Raw genomic sequence first — 14,444 nt, 5'->3', positions numbered from 1 at the left:
ATCAGACCAGTCGAAAACACTGCCTCCGATGGTAGAATTCTACCAGTTTCCAGTGCCCATTTGGCTCATCGGAGAATCGGTTCCCGACCCCATTGAGCGATTACCGGGAGCGGACTCGGACCGTCAACGATGTAACTACCTCTTCTTTGGCCGCGGCATTGATCCGGCTAATGAGCTCGGCGCTGAAGAACTTCATTTCAGCAGTCCACGCGGGGTCGTCCACTGCCACAACCAGCTCGCGTTCAACCAGGCGCAGCGGCGACGCGTGGGCGGCCAACACCTCTCCCACCAGCTCTTCCCAGGCGTCGAACACCGTCGCCAACACCTGAGCTCGGGGCGCCTTTAGTCGGAAGGCCACCTGGTCGAGGGCCTCCCCTATCCGCCTGGGCCCGGAAGGCTCGTGTAAGGGCTCCCATCCCACTTTCTTAGTCTGCCCTGACTCCAAGGCCCCATGGTTCACATTTCACGATAAACCCGACCAGCAGTTACTCGAAAGAGGGCGTCGTAGGCGATTTCAGACGACAAAGGACCAGCAGAGGTGAGCAGCGTCTGCTCCGACCGCAGAGCCCGCAATACGCCTTGAGACCGGCCCGGGTCCAACTCGGAAAATACATCGTCTAGCAATAGCACCGGTGATTGCCCAGACACTTCCGCCAGCTCGCGATGTACGGCAAGACGCAGTGCCAGCGCCAACGACCGTTGCTCGCCTTGGGAGGCGTGGGTGCGAACCGATCTGCCATCAAGAAGCACCGACAGGTCGTCTCGATGAGGACCCACCGTGGTTACTCCGCGGCGCAGGTCCTCGCTCCGCGCCTGGCGGAGGGCCTCGCTCAACCCTTCTGATTGCCATGCCGACTCATAAGCCATCTCCAGAGGCAAAGCCTGCCCGGCAATCTCTGTATAGGCAGTAGCTGTCCTGGGTTCGAGCCGCATTGCCAATCTCCTCCGGGCCTCAGCCAACTGCTCGCCAGCTTCGGTGAGCTTGTCGTCCCAAACCTCCAACGTCATGGCCACTTCAGAACTGAACCGGCCCCCCGACTGGCGCAGCAGGGCGTTCCGCTGACGCAGTATGTTCTCCACGTCGGACCGAACAACGTCCAGTCGAGAATCGATCTGCGCCAACGCCTCGTCCATGTAGCGACGTCGTTCGCTCGGACCGCCTTTTACCAACACTAAGTCGTCGGGCATGAACACCGACACCGGTATCAGTCCCAATAAGTCCCGCCGACGCACTCGCTGCTTGTTGACCTGATAGTGCGAACGACTCGATTGCCTCAGCGCGGCCTCGAACAACATCTCCCGTTCCCCGGCAACCACCTCACCCCTAACAACCGCCTGGGAGACCTCAGGGTCGCTTCGAATGAGTACATCCGCAGTGCTGACTCGAAACGATGTCATGGTTGCCAGATAGTAAATTGCCTCTAATAAATTCGTCTTCCCCTCTCCATTGGATCCCACAAAGACGCTTGTACCCGCGGGTAAATCCACTTCGAGGTGGGAATAGTTACGAAAGTCTGTCAACCAAAGACGAGTGAAACGCACTTTCAGTTAATGCGCACCGGCATCAACAAGTATAAGAACTCCTCGGACTCGGTCGTACGAATTACTGCTGGCTTAAGTGCATCCACAGTATTTAATACAATTTCTTCACCGGGGGCTGCTTCCGCTCCATCTAGCAAATACTCGGGATTAAACGCCACGGTGAGGTCTTCCCCTTCGTACACTGCATCCATCTGTTCTCTGGCCTCCCCAACGTCTTGGGTAGTCGCTGACAACTCCAGTCCTCCGGATGACATATCCAGTCGTATCGGTGTCGAGTCCTGAGCCATCAAACGTACTCTACGTACTGCGTTGATAAGGCTCTCGCGGCCAACCCGTAAGCGATTTGGCTGGTGAGTTGGAATCAATCCCTGGTAGCTGGGAAATTCCCCCTCAATAAGTCGTGTTGTTACTGCAATTGTACCGAATCCAAACGATACCTCGTGCTCACTGAATCTCAAGCTAACCTGGTCATCGTCCTCGAGTAGTCGGATAACTTCTTGAAGTGCCCGCGATGGCACCAACACACTTTGATCGGAATTCAATAGTTCTAAACCAGGAAGATCACACAACGCAAGGCGATAGGAATCCGTTGTCACTAATCGAAGTCCTTCTTGTTCCGCTGACAACAGCACACCAGTCAACACCGGCCGAGACTCATCAGCCGAGGCTGCTTTCACGACCTGGCGTAACGCAGTTAGCAGACCTCCTGCTTCCAAGACTACTGGATCACCCTCGAGAGTAGTCACTTTCGGAAAGTCTTCGGCACTCATAGTCTGCAAAGAAAAAGTAGAACGAGCCGAATCTATATGGATTTCTCCGTCCTCCACCCTAACGTTGACCGCACCAGCATCAAGAGATCGAACCACCTCGCCAATCAACCGAGCAGTAACAACAGCCTCACCATCACCATCTCCCGCCACAGTCAAGTGTACTCTAATGGTCAACTCACGATCGGTTGCCGTCATGGTTAGTTCGTCACCGGACAGTGCCATATAGACACCGGACAGCACAAGGTGGAATCCTCCCCTGGTTCCAGCTGCTCTGCCTGTTGTTGTCAATGCTTCTAGGAGGGCATCCCGCTCGCATCGGAATTTCACAGGTTTGCTCTCTTTCTATTGATATTTATATATATTTACTGCTAGCAGCAGTAGGTCGGTGGAAATGTGGACAAAATGTATTTTCCCAGGTCAGGATGCGTTTTCTGCGTTTATGATTTTCCACAGACAGGGGGAAGTTAGAACAGGGGTAAGCGTCGTCTGTGAATATTGGCCATGTCGTCCCCACTGTGCGAGACATTTTCCCCATTTTGACCCCAAATAAATCCCCAGCACTGTGGCCTAAGCATTTTTGATTCTTTGAATCAATCCGGTAACTTGGTTGAATGTCTCCGGTTGTTCTGCCATTTGTGCAGTAATCTTTTGAATGGCATGTATTGCGGTTGTGTGGTCCCTGCCGCCAAAGACTCTTGCTATATCTGGATAGCTGAGGTCAGTCAGCTCCCGAAACACGTACATAGATACTTGGCGAGCTTTTACCAAGGGCCTCTGACGCCTTGGGCCAACGATATCTTCAATATTGAACCCAAATAGTTCTGCTGTGGCTTGCAAAATTATGTCAGCAGTAACAACTTGTGGTTCACGGCGTGCCGTGATGTCTCGAAGAATAAATTGAGCAAGTTCAAGGCTAAGAGGCTTATCGTTAAAACTTGCGTAGGCGGTTACCCTGGTAAGTGCTCCTTCAAGTTCTCTAATATTGTCCTTGATATTACTAGCTATAAATGTAAGTACTTCGTCGTCTATTGTGAAGTTAGATTGTTCAGCCTTCTTTCGAAGAATTGCTAGCCTAGTTTCTAAATCTGGAGGTTGGATATCGGTAAGCAGTCCCATCTTGAATCGACTAGTCATACGATCTTCAAGTGTCGGAATTGCGTCTGGTGGTCGGTCACTGGTAAGAACAATTTGCTTGTTGACTTCGTGAAGAGAGTTGAATGTATGGAAGAACTCCTCTTGTAAGCCTTCCTTACCTTCTAGGAATTGAATATCATCAACAAGGAGTACGTCAACTTCGCGGTAGTTACGCTTAAACTCGCTTCGAGTGTTTGTTCGGATAGCGTCTACGAATTGATTGAGAAAAGTTTCTGTAGATACATAAAGGACACGCGTGATCGAGTGGCGTGGGTCGCTTACGTAGTGGTCTTTGACGTAGTGTCCAATAGCTTGAAGGAGATGAGTCTTGCCTAAACCTGCATGTCCGTGGATGAATAATGGGTTATATGATTTACCAGGAGTCTCTGCAACTGACAAAGCAGCAGCCAGTGCAAATCTGTTTGACGGTCCAGTTACAAATTTATCGAAGACATAATTGGGATGGAGCGCATTGGTAGGCCTAGTCTCTAAAGCAGGACTAGCTACTTCGGGCATAGAGGTTAGTGGTGGAAGCGTTACAGACGTATTGTCTTCCCCGTTTGTCTGTTGATCGGTGCTGATTTTCAATGTGATGTGGGTTGCGTTTGAATTCGCTAATGCATTCCGCAAAACTTCAAAATATTCGCCTTCTAAACGATCCTTGATAATTGTACTCGGAACCGTGATTTCCAGTACATCTTCAACAAGTGAGGTTGGTTTTGCTGGATTGAAGGTGGACTGCCACACCGCGTCAGGGACTTGAGTTCGGATACTGTTGGCGCAGGAAGTCCAAAGAAGTGTTGCTGACACCATTTGATGGCAACTCCAAGATTGTTAAAGTAATATCCACATATGTGTAAAAATTGTGGATAACTTGCGACTTTCTTTGTTGTACCCAACCAAGTGGCACCTGCTCGATTGGAGCACCGAACAGTAGCACTTCGATGTTGATTATGCACGGGGGACCGACAAAGAATTCGCAGGTCAGAGGCGTGCGTGGGCAATGTTGCCATTGTCGCTCAGGTGGCTGATGTTGACGCCTGACCGCCAATTGGTTGTCGTAGTGAAGACCGAGGCCGTAGCGTAGTGGGGATGCCGGGAGACGGGAGGCGCTGGTAGAGCGGTCCCCTTGACGATGTCACCCCGGCCTTGGAGGAACTTGTGAAACGCACGTATCAGCCGAATGTACAACGCCGGGCCCGGCGCCACGGATTTCGGCACCGAATGATGACAAGAAGCGGGCGGGCGATTATCAATGCTCGCCGCCGCCGCGGCCGTAAAAGGCTGTCGGCCTGATTGAACGGTTTAGAGGACGCTCGGCGTTCGCTCGGCTGAGGGACGAAGGTGTTCGCGCTGACCATGACCTGCTCTGGGTTCGTTTCTTGCCCGAGCCCTCTCTCGGCGCGGCCCTTGTGGCGTATGCACTTCCTCGACAGTCGGGAAGTGCGGTAATGCGCAACAAGATCCGCCGCCGCTTGCGGGAGATTGTGAAGAGCCTCGATCGAGAAGCTCCCGCTGGCTTGCCAGCTGGCCTCTACCTAATTGGCACTCAACGCGGTGCCAAAGGCTTTTCCCATGCTGACCTGCGGGTTTCACTGACGACGTGTTTGGCAAAGTTGGATCGGATTGCTTTGTGAGCCCGAGTAACTGCAGGGACAGCCGTTTGGAGACGAGCATGGCCGCTCGGGCCATCGGAGGCCTGATCATGGTGTATCAGTGGGCCACCGACCATCGTCCGAGCCCCTGCCGCTATGTGCCGAGCTGTTCTTACTACGCCGTTGAAGCGGTAGAAGTGCATGGTGCGGCCAAAGGCTCCTGGCTGGGTTTGCGTCGACTGTTGAGATGTCGCCCGGGAGCTCCTACAGGCTGGGACCCGGTTCCCGATGCCGGCGGCCTTTTGGCTCCCGATCCCACGGCAGGCGAGGCGGTGACCGGTGTTTGACGCGTTGTTCGACGGACTTGCTTGGTTGCTGGCGGTGTACTACACGCTGGGAAGCAGCTACGGAATCGCCATCATGCTGTTCACCCTCACGGTGATGCTGGTTCTGACTCCGCTCACCTTCTACACCACCCGTTCCATGCTTCGCATGACGGCTCTTCAGCCTGAGATCAAAAAGCTTCAGGCGCAGTTCCAGGGCGACCGCCAGCGGATGAACGAAGAGATGATGCGCCTGTATCAGGCCAACAATGTGAATCCACTAGGCAGCTGCCTTCCCATGCTGGCTCAGCTACCGGTGTTCTTTGTACTTTTTCGTCTGATTCGTGGACTTACACGACGTGTCAGTGATTTAGGCAACTATGCAGGTTGGAGACTGCCGTTCGGAGAGAATGCAGTGCCCAATCCTGCTTTTCCCGAGCGGACATTCAACCCGGAGTACTTGGCATCAGACTCCGAGTTGCGGGTCGCTCTCGAAGGATCTACGGAGATGAATTTCCTTAGCACGGACTTGTCGGCCAGCCTCACCGATGCATTCCGGGATTCCTTCTCCACTGCCTTGCCGTTCCTTTTGCTGATCGTGTTGATCGGCGTGACCAGTTACATCCAACAGCGTCAAATCGCCGGCCGCAGAGATCCGGATGCTCCCGTGAATCCCCAGCAGCAGATGATCATGAAGTTGATGCCCTGGTTCTTGCCTATCATCTCGGTCGGCTTTCCGGCTGGTCTAAATCTGTACTTCGTGAGCTCCAACATCGTGCGGGTTGGACAGCAAGCGGTGATCACCCGTCGCATCTACAACCCCCACAAGGAGCGCCAGGCTCAGATCGAGAGTTCGAATGGCGAGGAAGAAGAAGTAGTTCCAGAGCCCGCGAAGCCTGCCCCTCAACCGATGAGCCGCTCGCGCACACCGGTACAGGACCACGGTAGTCGGCGGCCCACATCTAGAACGCCACCGAAACGGCGGACCGACAGTCGCCGCACGCAAGTGGGGCACTCTGAACAGCAGAGGCCGTCCCGGGCGATCAAGGAGACCGAGGCCAAAGAGACGCGAGTGAAAGACTCGAAACCGACGGGGGCCAAGACGGGAAGCAGCAAGTCGTCAAAAACAGCGCCGGAGCAACGCCAGACGAGCCGGACTACCCAAAAGGGCCATCAGTCCCATCCCACCGATCGTCGGCGCCAGCGCAAGAAGAGGAGAAGGTAGACATGGAGTGGCTCGAAGTCACCGGCAAAACCATTGCCCAAGCCGAGGAAGCAGCTCTCGACCGGTTAGGAGTAGATCGCAGCGAAGCCGAGTTCTCCGTTGTGGATGAACCCAAATCCGCTTTGTTGGGTCTTCGACGAACCGAAGCTCGAATCAGAGCTCGAGTACGGCCAGTGCTGCCGCGTGAGAAGCGGAACCGCCGCCCTTCCAACAAAAGGGATCGGAATCGGAGCCGCAAGTCTGAACAGGGTAACTTGAAGGAAGACAGAAATCGAGGTAGCCGAGGCGCCCAAGGCCAGAATCGGAGTTCAGGAGCTTCGAATAGAGAGCGGTCTCAGCGAGAGCCGCAGCACAAGAAGCCTCAGAATGCCAGCAAGACCAATAGAGGAGCTGGCAAAGATCGTCCAACAAATGCCCCTGAAGGGGATCAAGCAAGGAAGAGCAAACCCATGGAAGACCAGATGAGCTTGCAAGAGCAGAGCACCCTAGTAGTTGAGTTTTTGGACGGGCTGTTGGATGCCTTCGAATTGGATGCCGAGGTGTACGCCGAGAGCGTCGACGATGAGACTATGGAAATGAGGGTGGAGAACACCGAAGGAGTGGGCTTGCTCATCGGGCCCAAGGGCAACACATTGCGGGCGGTGGAAGATCTGTCCCGGATGTTGGTGCAGCGCAAATCGGATGGTAACTGCGAGGGTCGTATTCGGGTCGACATCGGCGGCTACCGCGAGCGTCGCCGGGCCGCTCTTGAGTCGTTCTGTGAGAAGATCGCTTTGGAGGTGCGAGAAACCGGCGCTGATCGCCCCCTTGAGCCGATGAATGCGGCGGACCGCAAGGTAGTTCACGATGTTGTGGCTGAGATCGACGGCGTTGGTACCGTCTCAGAAGGCCAAGAGCCCCGTCGATGGGTCGTGATCATCCCCAATTGATTTCCGCTGAAGACCGCTTGAGGTTGGTGGATGTATTCAACCAAGCCCAGAAACGGGGTTGGATAGGCCGCCAGGCGATCGATCTTCACATGGACCACTCGTTGGGCTTTGCCGCGGCCGTTGCTGCTACCCCCACCATTGCGGTGGACTTGGGTAGTGGAGGCGGTTTGCCAGCTCTCGTTTTGGTCGCGGCCTGGCCTCGGTCCCAGTGGACCCTGGTTGAGTCTTCTCTGCGCCGGGCGGCGTTTTTGGAGCAACACTGCGCGAGCAATGGGTGGTCGGACCGTGTGGTCGTACGCCACGAAACCGCGCAGAATCTGGGAGACCAGGAGCAGCACCGCGGCAAGGCCGATCTTGTAACAGCCCGAAGTTTCGGCTCCTCATCACGGGTGGTGGAGGTGGCGGCTCCACTGCTTCGACTCGGCGGTGAGCTTGTCGTCAGCGCTGCTCCCGACGCTACTCCCTGGCCGGCTGAATCCCTTTCTGCGCTGGGGTTAGGCCCCGATCGCCTCACCCGAACCGTCCCGAGATTCCACCGCGCTACCCAACTGGCTCCTTGCCCTCCGACCGTTTGATCGCGCATGTTTCACGTGAAACATCGGTCAGCATCCTTGACCGCTGGTTGAGGGTGAGAGAGAATCTTCTAGGTGTCGGTTTCCAGAACAAAGCAGTCTCAGTTTTGTCGCGTCATTGCGATAGCCAACCAAAAGGGCGGTGTGGGCAAGACCACAACCACGGTGAACCTCTCTGCCGCGCTGGCGGAATTGGGCCAACGGGTACTCGTTGTCGACTTGGATCCTCAAGCCAACGCCACTACCGGGTTGGGAATAGATCCTTTTGCTGGGGGCGTGTCCACCTATGACGTTCTCCTCCAGAACGGGCGGATGTCGGAGAGCGTTGTTGCTACTCAGGTGGAGAACCTCTGGATAGCCCCTTCCACGTTGGACCTTGCCGGAGCAGAAATCGAGCTGGTGCCGGCCTTCAGCCGGGAGCGGAGACTCGATTCCGCTCTTGCCTCCGTAATCCATGACTTCGATTTCGTGTTCGTGGACTGTCCTCCCTCGCTTGGCCTGCTGACCGTCAACGCGATGGCCGCGGCCCGAGAAGTCATGGTTCCCATCCAATGCGAGTACTACGCGCTCGAGGGGCTTGGACAGTTGATGCGAAACATCGAGCTAGTCCGCAACAGCCTCAACAGCGAGCTGGACATCTCTCTCATCGTGCTGGTGATGTACGACGGCCGCACCAAGCTCTCCGCCCAGGTTGCCTCGGAGATCCGCAGCTATTTTGGCGACAAGGTCTGCCGGCAGATGATTCCCCGGACCGTTCGATTGGCGGAGGCGCCGTCGCACGGAGCTCCAATCACAGTCACATATCCAAATTCGCGGGGCGCGCTGGCTTACCGCGAATTAGCCAAGGAGGTCGTCGGTGGCGCGCTCGCCAGGGTTGGGTAGAGGGCTAAGCGCCCTCATCTCAGACCCGACAACACAAACCAAGGGGGTGCATGCCTCTACCTATTTGGAGCTTCCCCTTGAGGCCATATCGGTAAACCCGTATCAGCCTCGCGACAAGTTCGATCAAGCATCCCTGGATGTGCTGACTGAGTCCATCCGCAAGGTCGGTGTGCTTCAACCGGTGTTGGTTCGACCCCGTTCCGATGGCACCTACGAGCTGATTGCTGGCGAGCGCCGCTGTCGGGCGGCCAGCCAAGCTGGACTTGAGCGGATTCCCGCTGTTGTCCGTACCGCTAAAGATGCCGATGCGCTGGAGCAGGCTCTGTTGGAGAACTTGCACCGCGAGGACTTGAATGTCATCGAAGAGGCGACGGCATGTCAGCAGTTGATCGAAGAATTCGGTTTCACCCAGGAAGCCGTGGCCAAGCGCTTGGGCCGAAGCCGATCCGCGGTGGCTAACACCGTGCGTCTGCTGCAACTTCCCGACGAAGTCAAGGCCATGGTGGTGGACGGTGCATTGTCGGCTGGCCATGCTCGGGCCCTGCTGGGGGTTGTCAGCGAGAAGCGTTTGGTCAAGCTGGCAAAAAGGGCAGCATCTGACGGACTGACTGTGCGAATGGTTGAGGAAGCGGCTCGAGCCAGCGTTCCCGACGCTAGAGATGCAAAGCAAGCCAAGGATCGGCCCGTCAGCGCTGATCGGGGGGCTGCGGTGCTCGAATTAGAAAGGTTGCTGAGCGACCATCTCGACACCAACGTGGATGTAACGCTCGGCAAGGGGCAGGGCAAACTGGTGATCCAGTTTGCCGACCTGGATGATCTGGAGCGCATCTACCGGGCGATGCTCGAGGGATAAGTTGACCCCCCTCCGGCGGGTCGGCGGGTCCTGTCGCCGGGGCAGTTCGGCGTGCGGTGGCGCCGAGTCCTGGTCCCGACGCCACCCACCAACCTACCTGGATTGGTGCCCTTTCCTCGCTGTTGAGGGGAGAGCCGGGCCATCCCCCACCACGACTATGTGGAGACCCTTACCTCGCTGCTAAGGAGGAGGGGTTAGGCGGGTTGCGTGGCCCATAGGGCCAGACAGCCTTCAATGGTTCGAGCAAGGGGGGAGAGGCGAGCTTGCACAAGACCGGTTGGTCCGATGAGGCATTGGACTGCGGTCATGCGGGTGTGGCGCAGTACCGGCAGCCGCATGCCCTTCACATCGACGTTGTCGGTGCCGAGAGCGGCGGGGAGCCGCTGTCCGAGGATGCTGGCTAATCGCTGTCCGCCAGGGGAGACGAACCCCTCGGTTGCGAAATAGGCCACTCGGCACTCCTCGATTTCCGAGGGGATCAAACCCAGGTAGGCATCGACCGCCAAGCGGTTGGCCTCATCGATTCGATCAGTTTCCGACATATCGCAAATCTCGGTAACGGCAGCTCCCGAGCGTCGCAGCCCGGTGGACAACTCCCCGGCCACCGCGGCCATGGTGGTGGTTGATGCGATTATGATGTGCCGCTCGGTCAGCCTTCGGGGAGTTCGCTGGAGCTTTGCTCGCTCTCGGACCGCGGCCACGGTGGCGGGTGTGACTCTGGCCGCCATCCGCTTGAGGGCTGCCGCGGTGGCTGGTCCGCAAACCGCATCCGCGACCAAGCCGGTATTCAGTTGGAATTCCTTTGTTGCTCCGGCCGTGTCTGGCCCAAAGATGCCGTCCACCTTTCCGGCGTCAAAACCCAGGGCGCCCAGTCGAAGTTGCAACTCAGCGACGTCATCTCCTCGCAACATGGGCTGGTTCAAGTACAGATTTCGATCGCCGAGCAGCCATGCGGCCTCATGTAATGCGGCCCAGGTGTGTGGACCGCAAATCCCATCGACGCTGAGGCCTCGGCTGGCCTGGAAATCGGCCACCGCCGCCGCCGTGGAAGCGTCAAATTGCCCGTTGGCCGCCAGTGCCAGGGCAAATCCCGCGGCGGCCAGCTTTTGTTGCAGGCCGACGACATCGTCGTTTTCGTCGCCCCGCTTCAGCATGGGCAATTGTTCATCGGCCAAACGGGCGCTCCTTGCGGCTGTGCTCGTCAACCCTTCGCAGGCAATAGACCGCTGGCGGGTTGAATCAAAACGCTACTTCGCCGATTTCCTGGAGCAGCTGCTGCTTGCCCTTGGCGCCCACGATGCGCTTGGCCGGCTCACCGTCTTTGAACACGATAAGCGTGGGGATGCTCATAACCTGATAGCGCAGGGCCACGTCTTGGGCATCGTCCACATTGAGCTTGGCCACGCTGAGCACGCCAGCCTTCTCAACGGCGATCTCATCGAGGATAGGGGCGATCATCTTGCAGGGGCCGCACCACTCAGCCCAAAAATCGACGACGACTGGCAGTTCAGCGCTGCCGATAACTTCATCAAAGGTCTCGTTGGTAAGCGTGGCGATGCTCTCAGCCATCGTTGGGCATCCCTTCGGTTGCGGCGGTCGGGGAGCGGTCAGCCTATCAGCGGTGTTCCGGTTTAGCCGTGTCCGGCGGATTCCAACCACCGCTCGGCGTCGATGGCGGCCATGCAGCCCGACCCCGCGGCGGTTACTGCTTGACGGTAGAAATCATCTTGCACGTCGCCACAGGCGAAAACCCCCTCAACATCGGTATGACTGGTGTCGGGCCGGGTGATGAGGTAACCGTTGTCTTTGCGCCTCAGCTGCCCCTCGAACAAGTCGGTGTTGGGCCGGTGACCGACGGCGATGAAAAGCCCGGTCACATCCAGGATGGAGGTTTCCCCGGTGACAATATTCTGGACTTCGACGCCAGCAAGCTTGTCTTCACCTCGGATGTTGGTTACCACATTATTCCATAAGAATTCGATGCGATCGTTGGCGAATGCCCGGTCTTGCATGATCTTGGAGGCCCTCAGCTCGTCTCGCCGGTGAATTACTGTGACTTTCGAGGCAAAACGAGTCAAAAAGGTGGCTTCCTCCATAGCCGAGTCACCCCCGCCCACCACTGCGATGTGCTGATCCCGGAAAAAGAACCCATCACAGGTGGCGCAAGTGGACAAGCCATGGCCGATCAGCCGGGCCTCAGCCTCCAATCCCAGCATGATCGATTGGGCTCCGGTGGATACGATCACTGCCCACGCCCGGTAGGTGGGCTCGGGCGCCTCGGGATCGCCCACCCACACGCCGTGGGGCGGACCGGACAGATCGACCCGGGTGACCTTCTCGGTGAGCATCTCCGCGCCGAACCGCTGGGCTTGCTCGCGGAACTTGACCATCAACTCGGGTCCCATAACGCCGTCGGGAAAGCCAGGGTAATTCTCCACATCGGTGGTGAGCATCAGTTGTCCGCCGGGCTGGTCACTGGTTGAGGACGGTTCGCCCTCGATGACCAGGGGAGCGAGGTTGGCTCGGGCGGTGTAGACAGCCGCGGTAAGCCCGGCTGGCCCTGAGCCGATGATTATTACTTCGCGGGTGGCTGCTTCGGTCATGAGGGTCGCCTCGACCAGGCCAAGGTGCCCAGCGAAACGAACAACAGGCCGAGAATGCCGTGGGCCGCCCAGACCCGCCCGGTGGCTACCTCCAGCCCGCGCACTGCGGCGATGACGCCCAGTACTAGCACGATAAGCAGGGGAAACACCCCGAAGATGACATACGCCAGCAGGCGGCTGAGGTTGACCACCGGTCCGGTCGTCACATCTCGGACCTTGTCCACGGTATTGACGACGGCATCGGCGGCCTGCTCGGGCCAGTCCTCCGACAATCCCAGCATCGAGGCGGTAGTTGCTTCTTCCTTCGGCTCAGAGGCGTCAGACATGGATCTTCAGACTACCGCCGAGGTTGTCGCGATCGGATGTTGGGGGAGTGGGGAAGGGAGCTATTCGGACCAGTCGAGAAGAGTGTGGGAATTGAGGAGCTCGCATTCGGGTGGCGGGGATGTTTCTGTCAATAGCAGATCGCGGTCGCTGAGGTACACCGACGCCTGGACTTCGACTTGATCTACGACGGCGTCGAATCGGGCCAGCAGCTCGAGCCCCTCGTCGGGGAACAGCGGGCAGCCCAGGAGATCGATGGCAGCAGCGTCCTCGGGAAGCTCGATCTTCTGAGGATCGCTCAGCTCCTCAGCGACTTCCATTGCATAGGTGGCAAGATCGTCCGCGGTTTCGAACACTAAGGGGGCTTCGCCAGATGTTGGTGCGACATCTGGCTCGTCGGCCATCATCGGCTCGGGTTCGGCCATATCATCGCTGGCGACGCCGTCGTCCATGGGGGCTTCAGCTAGGCCAACGGCCATTTCCTCATCCATCATCCCCTCGGCCGGAGCTTCTGCGGAGAAGGCAGCTGCGGCGTCGTCCGAATCAGCACTGGCCAATGATTCTTCGGCAGCTTCCGCGCTCTCGGGTTCGGCGGCTGGAGCTGGCATCGGCATTTCCTCAGCATCCGACGGCGCCTCGGCCATCGCTGGTGCCGAGTCGTAGGCGATTCGTTCGCCGGAATCATTGTCGCCGACTTGCTCGAAAACGGTCACTCCCACCACGGCGATAGCCGCAACCACCGCGGCCGCAGCCAGAACCACCCTTGCCTGGGGGGGAATCGTCCGGAGCCGGCGGCGGGCCCTCTCCAGCGATACCACCGGGGCCCGGTGGTCTAGGGCCTGGGCGATCATCTGATCCCGCACCTCGTCGGAGGGAAGATCCACCGGGGTGGCCACCAGATCCCGGACGGCCCGGAGTTCTTCAACCAGATCCTGCAAGCGGGGATCACTCTCCACCAGGGCGGCCTCTTCCGCCGTGGCTTCCCCGTCCAAATAGGCGGAGGCCAGCTCGTCCAGGTCCTGTGGGGTCATCTCGCCGCGCTCGTCGCTCATGGTTGTTCCCCTGTGTGACGTTGGCCGGGGTCGTCTGGGTTCCCGCTTAGCAGTTCGGCCAGGCGCCGCCGGCCCCGGGAGATACGGGACCTCACCGTCCCAGGGGCGATGTCCAACTCTTGGGCGATCTCCTCGTAGCTCAATCCCAGCTGGTCGCACAGCACCACCGGCACTCGAAATGCTTCGGGGACCTGAGCCAGGGCATCGTCGATGTCCAACCGGTCGCTCACCGAGTCGGCCACCGGCCGATCAACGGCCGCCAGAGGCTGCTCTTCCACCGGTGACGGCACCGGCCGCCGACCCCGTCGTCGCAGCTCGTCCAGACAGGCATTAGTCACCACCCTGTGCATCCAGGTGGTGAACTTCGACCGCCCGTCGAAACGGTCGATACGCCGCACCAGGGTGATGAGGGCCTCCTGGGTGGCGTCGAGGGCGTCGGAATCGTTGCCGGCCAGCCGCCTACAGATGGCGTAGACCTGGTTGTAGTGCCGCCGCAGCAGGGCATCGAACGCGGCCTGGTCGCCCCTTTGGGCCTTCTTCACCAGCTCCGTGTCGTCCGCTCCGCCTCTGATGCCCCGAGGGTACCTACCCATCGCCCGCTACTGGTTGAACCGGGATCTTTGAGAGCCGGGGAACCAAA

Annotated in this window: 18 protein-coding genes; 8 read left to right on the top strand and 10 right to left on the bottom strand. The window is 58.1% G+C overall.

Annotation, left to right across the window (positions count from 1 at the left end; all coding sequences use genetic code 11):
• Positions 1 to 100: 100 nt before the first annotated feature.
• The 4 genes from ACOOGG_RS08545 to dnaA form a co-directional block, all read right to left on the bottom strand.
• Positions 101 to 421, bottom strand: coding sequence for a DciA family protein (locus ACOOGG_RS08545; RefSeq protein ID WP_420434253.1), 321 nt, complete (start codon positions 419 to 421; stop codon positions 101 to 103).
• Between the two features lie 35 nt (positions 422 to 456).
• A complete protein-coding gene (recF, locus tag ACOOGG_RS08540) occupies positions 457 to 1,542 on the bottom strand; it encodes a DNA replication/repair protein RecF (protein ID WP_420434251.1) in 1,086 nt (361 codons plus the stop codon).
• Between the two features lie 2 nt (positions 1,543 to 1,544).
• The gene (dnaN, locus tag ACOOGG_RS08535) at positions 1,545 to 2,639 is read right to left on the bottom strand and encodes a DNA polymerase III subunit beta (RefSeq protein ID WP_420434249.1); all 1,095 of its coding nucleotides are present in this window, start codon (positions 2,637 to 2,639) and stop codon (positions 1,545 to 1,547) included.
• Between the two features lie 240 nt (positions 2,640 to 2,879).
• Positions 2,880 to 4,259 carry a chromosomal replication initiator protein DnaA gene (dnaA, locus tag ACOOGG_RS08530; RefSeq protein WP_420434247.1) on the bottom strand — a complete coding sequence of 460 codons (1,380 nt, stop codon included), beginning with the start codon at positions 4,257 to 4,259 and terminating at the stop codon, positions 2,880 to 2,882.
• Positions 4,260 to 4,607: 348 nt separating this feature from the next.
• Here dnaA and rpmH point away from each other — a divergent pair, with 348 nt between their 5' ends.
• From rpmH to ACOOGG_RS08490, 8 genes are all read left to right on the top strand, one after another.
• The gene (gene rpmH, locus ACOOGG_RS08525; RefSeq protein ID WP_419844918.1) at positions 4,608 to 4,742 is read left to right on the top strand and encodes a 50S ribosomal protein L34; all 135 of its coding nucleotides are present in this window, start codon (positions 4,608 to 4,610) and stop codon (positions 4,740 to 4,742) included.
• Positions 4,739 to 5,083: a ribonuclease P protein component gene (locus ACOOGG_RS08520; RefSeq protein ID WP_420435187.1), complete on the top strand. Its 345-nt coding sequence runs from the start codon at positions 4,739 to 4,741 to the stop codon at positions 5,081 to 5,083. Before rpmH ends, ACOOGG_RS08520 begins: the two co-directional genes overlap by 4 nt.
• A 38-nt stretch (positions 5,084 to 5,121) precedes the next feature.
• On the top strand, positions 5,122 to 5,388 hold the full coding sequence (gene yidD / locus ACOOGG_RS08515) for a membrane protein insertion efficiency factor YidD (RefSeq protein ID WP_420434245.1): 267 nt from the start codon (positions 5,122 to 5,124) through the stop codon (positions 5,386 to 5,388).
• Positions 5,381 to 6,589 (top strand): YidC/Oxa1 family membrane protein insertase, encoded by a 1,209-nt coding sequence (locus ACOOGG_RS08510; RefSeq protein ID WP_420434243.1) that lies wholly within the window; start codon positions 5,381 to 5,383, stop codon positions 6,587 to 6,589. Before yidD ends, ACOOGG_RS08510 begins: the two co-directional genes overlap by 8 nt.
• Before the next feature lie 2 nt (positions 6,590 to 6,591).
• Positions 6,592 to 7,518 carry an RNA-binding cell elongation regulator Jag/EloR gene (gene jag / locus ACOOGG_RS08505; protein WP_420434241.1) on the top strand — a complete coding sequence of 309 codons (927 nt, stop codon included), beginning with the start codon at positions 6,592 to 6,594 and terminating at the stop codon, positions 7,516 to 7,518.
• On the top strand, positions 7,494 to 8,093 hold the full coding sequence (locus ACOOGG_RS08500) for an RsmG family class I SAM-dependent methyltransferase (RefSeq protein WP_420434239.1): 600 nt from the start codon (positions 7,494 to 7,496) through the stop codon (positions 8,091 to 8,093). Before jag ends, ACOOGG_RS08500 begins: the two co-directional genes overlap by 25 nt.
• Before the next feature lie 72 nt (positions 8,094 to 8,165).
• Positions 8,166 to 8,972 (top strand): ParA family protein, encoded by an 807-nt coding sequence (locus tag ACOOGG_RS08495; protein ID WP_420434237.1) that lies wholly within the window; start codon positions 8,166 to 8,168, stop codon positions 8,970 to 8,972.
• A 46-nt stretch (positions 8,973 to 9,018) separates the two neighbouring features.
• Positions 9,019 to 9,825 carry a ParB/RepB/Spo0J family partition protein gene (locus tag ACOOGG_RS08490; protein ID WP_420434235.1) on the top strand — a complete coding sequence of 269 codons (807 nt, stop codon included), beginning with the start codon at positions 9,019 to 9,021 and terminating at the stop codon, positions 9,823 to 9,825.
• Positions 9,826 to 10,019: 194 nt separating this feature from the next.
• Here ACOOGG_RS08490 and ACOOGG_RS08485 read toward each other — a convergent pair whose 3' ends face one another.
• The 6 genes from ACOOGG_RS08485 to ACOOGG_RS08460 all read right to left on the bottom strand — a co-directional run bounded on the left by ACOOGG_RS08485 (position 10,020) and on the right by ACOOGG_RS08460 (position 14,397).
• Positions 10,020 to 11,000, bottom strand: a complete 981-nt coding sequence (locus ACOOGG_RS08485) for a peptidoglycan-binding protein (RefSeq protein ID WP_420434233.1) — start codon at positions 10,998 to 11,000, stop codon at positions 10,020 to 10,022.
• Positions 11,001 to 11,064: 64 nt separating this feature from the next.
• On the bottom strand, positions 11,065 to 11,394 hold the full coding sequence (gene trxA / locus ACOOGG_RS08480) for a thioredoxin (RefSeq protein WP_420434231.1): 330 nt from the start codon (positions 11,392 to 11,394) through the stop codon (positions 11,065 to 11,067).
• Positions 11,395 to 11,456: 62 nt separating this feature from the next.
• Positions 11,457 to 12,428 carry a thioredoxin-disulfide reductase gene (gene trxB, locus ACOOGG_RS08475; protein ID WP_420434229.1) on the bottom strand — a complete coding sequence of 324 codons (972 nt, stop codon included), beginning with the start codon at positions 12,426 to 12,428 and terminating at the stop codon, positions 11,457 to 11,459.
• On the bottom strand, positions 12,425 to 12,754 hold the full coding sequence (locus ACOOGG_RS08470; RefSeq protein WP_420434227.1) for a hypothetical protein: 330 nt from the start codon (positions 12,752 to 12,754) through the stop codon (positions 12,425 to 12,427). Before ACOOGG_RS08470 ends, trxB begins: the two co-directional genes overlap by 4 nt.
• A gap of 60 nt (positions 12,755 to 12,814) precedes the next feature.
• Positions 12,815 to 13,804, bottom strand: a complete 990-nt coding sequence (locus ACOOGG_RS08465; RefSeq protein ID WP_420434225.1) for an anti-sigma factor family protein — start codon at positions 13,802 to 13,804, stop codon at positions 12,815 to 12,817.
• The gene (locus tag ACOOGG_RS08460; RefSeq protein WP_420434223.1) at positions 13,801 to 14,397 is read right to left on the bottom strand and encodes an RNA polymerase sigma factor; all 597 of its coding nucleotides are present in this window, start codon (positions 14,395 to 14,397) and stop codon (positions 13,801 to 13,803) included. The genes ACOOGG_RS08465 and ACOOGG_RS08460 overlap by 4 nt, the downstream gene beginning before the upstream one ends.
• Positions 14,398 to 14,444: the final 47 nt, after the last annotated feature.

It is taken from the genome of Candidatus Poriferisocius sp., assembly GCF_965214065.1.
Taxonomy (GTDB): domain Bacteria; phylum Actinomycetota; class Acidimicrobiia; order Acidimicrobiales; family Bin134; genus Poriferisocius.
This window is presented reverse-complemented; position numbering and strand designations above follow the sequence as displayed.

What these genes read in the sequence shown, in the direction of transcription:
- dnaA (WP_420434247.1), bottom strand. Translation starts at nt 4,259, where the DNA reads ATGGTGTCAGCAACACTTCTTTGGACTTCCTGCGCCAACAGTATCCGA.
- yidD (WP_420434245.1), top strand. Translation starts at nt 5,122, where the DNA reads ATGGCCGCTCGGGCCATCGGAGGCCTGATCATGGTGTATCAGTGGGCC.
- jag (WP_420434241.1), top strand. Translation starts at nt 6,592, where the DNA reads ATGGAGTGGCTCGAAGTCACCGGCAAAACCATTGCCCAAGCCGAGGAA.
- ACOOGG_RS08500 (WP_420434239.1), top strand. Translation starts at nt 7,494, where the DNA reads ATGGGTCGTGATCATCCCCAATTGATTTCCGCTGAAGACCGCTTGAGG.
- trxA (WP_420434231.1), bottom strand. Translation starts at nt 11,394, where the DNA reads ATGGCTGAGAGCATCGCCACGCTTACCAACGAGACCTTTGATGAAGTT.
- trxB (WP_420434229.1), bottom strand. Translation starts at nt 12,428, where the DNA reads ATGACCGAAGCAGCCACCCGCGAAGTAATAATCATCGGCTCAGGGCCA.
- ACOOGG_RS08470 (WP_420434227.1), bottom strand. Translation starts at nt 12,754, where the DNA reads ATGTCTGACGCCTCTGAGCCGAAGGAAGAAGCAACTACCGCCTCGATG.
- ACOOGG_RS08465 (WP_420434225.1), bottom strand. Translation starts at nt 13,804, where the DNA reads ATGAGCGACGAGCGCGGCGAGATGACCCCACAGGACCTGGACGAGCTG.
- ACOOGG_RS08460 (WP_420434223.1), bottom strand. Translation starts at nt 14,397, where the DNA reads ATGGGTAGGTACCCTCGGGGCATCAGAGGCGGAGCGGACGACACGGAG.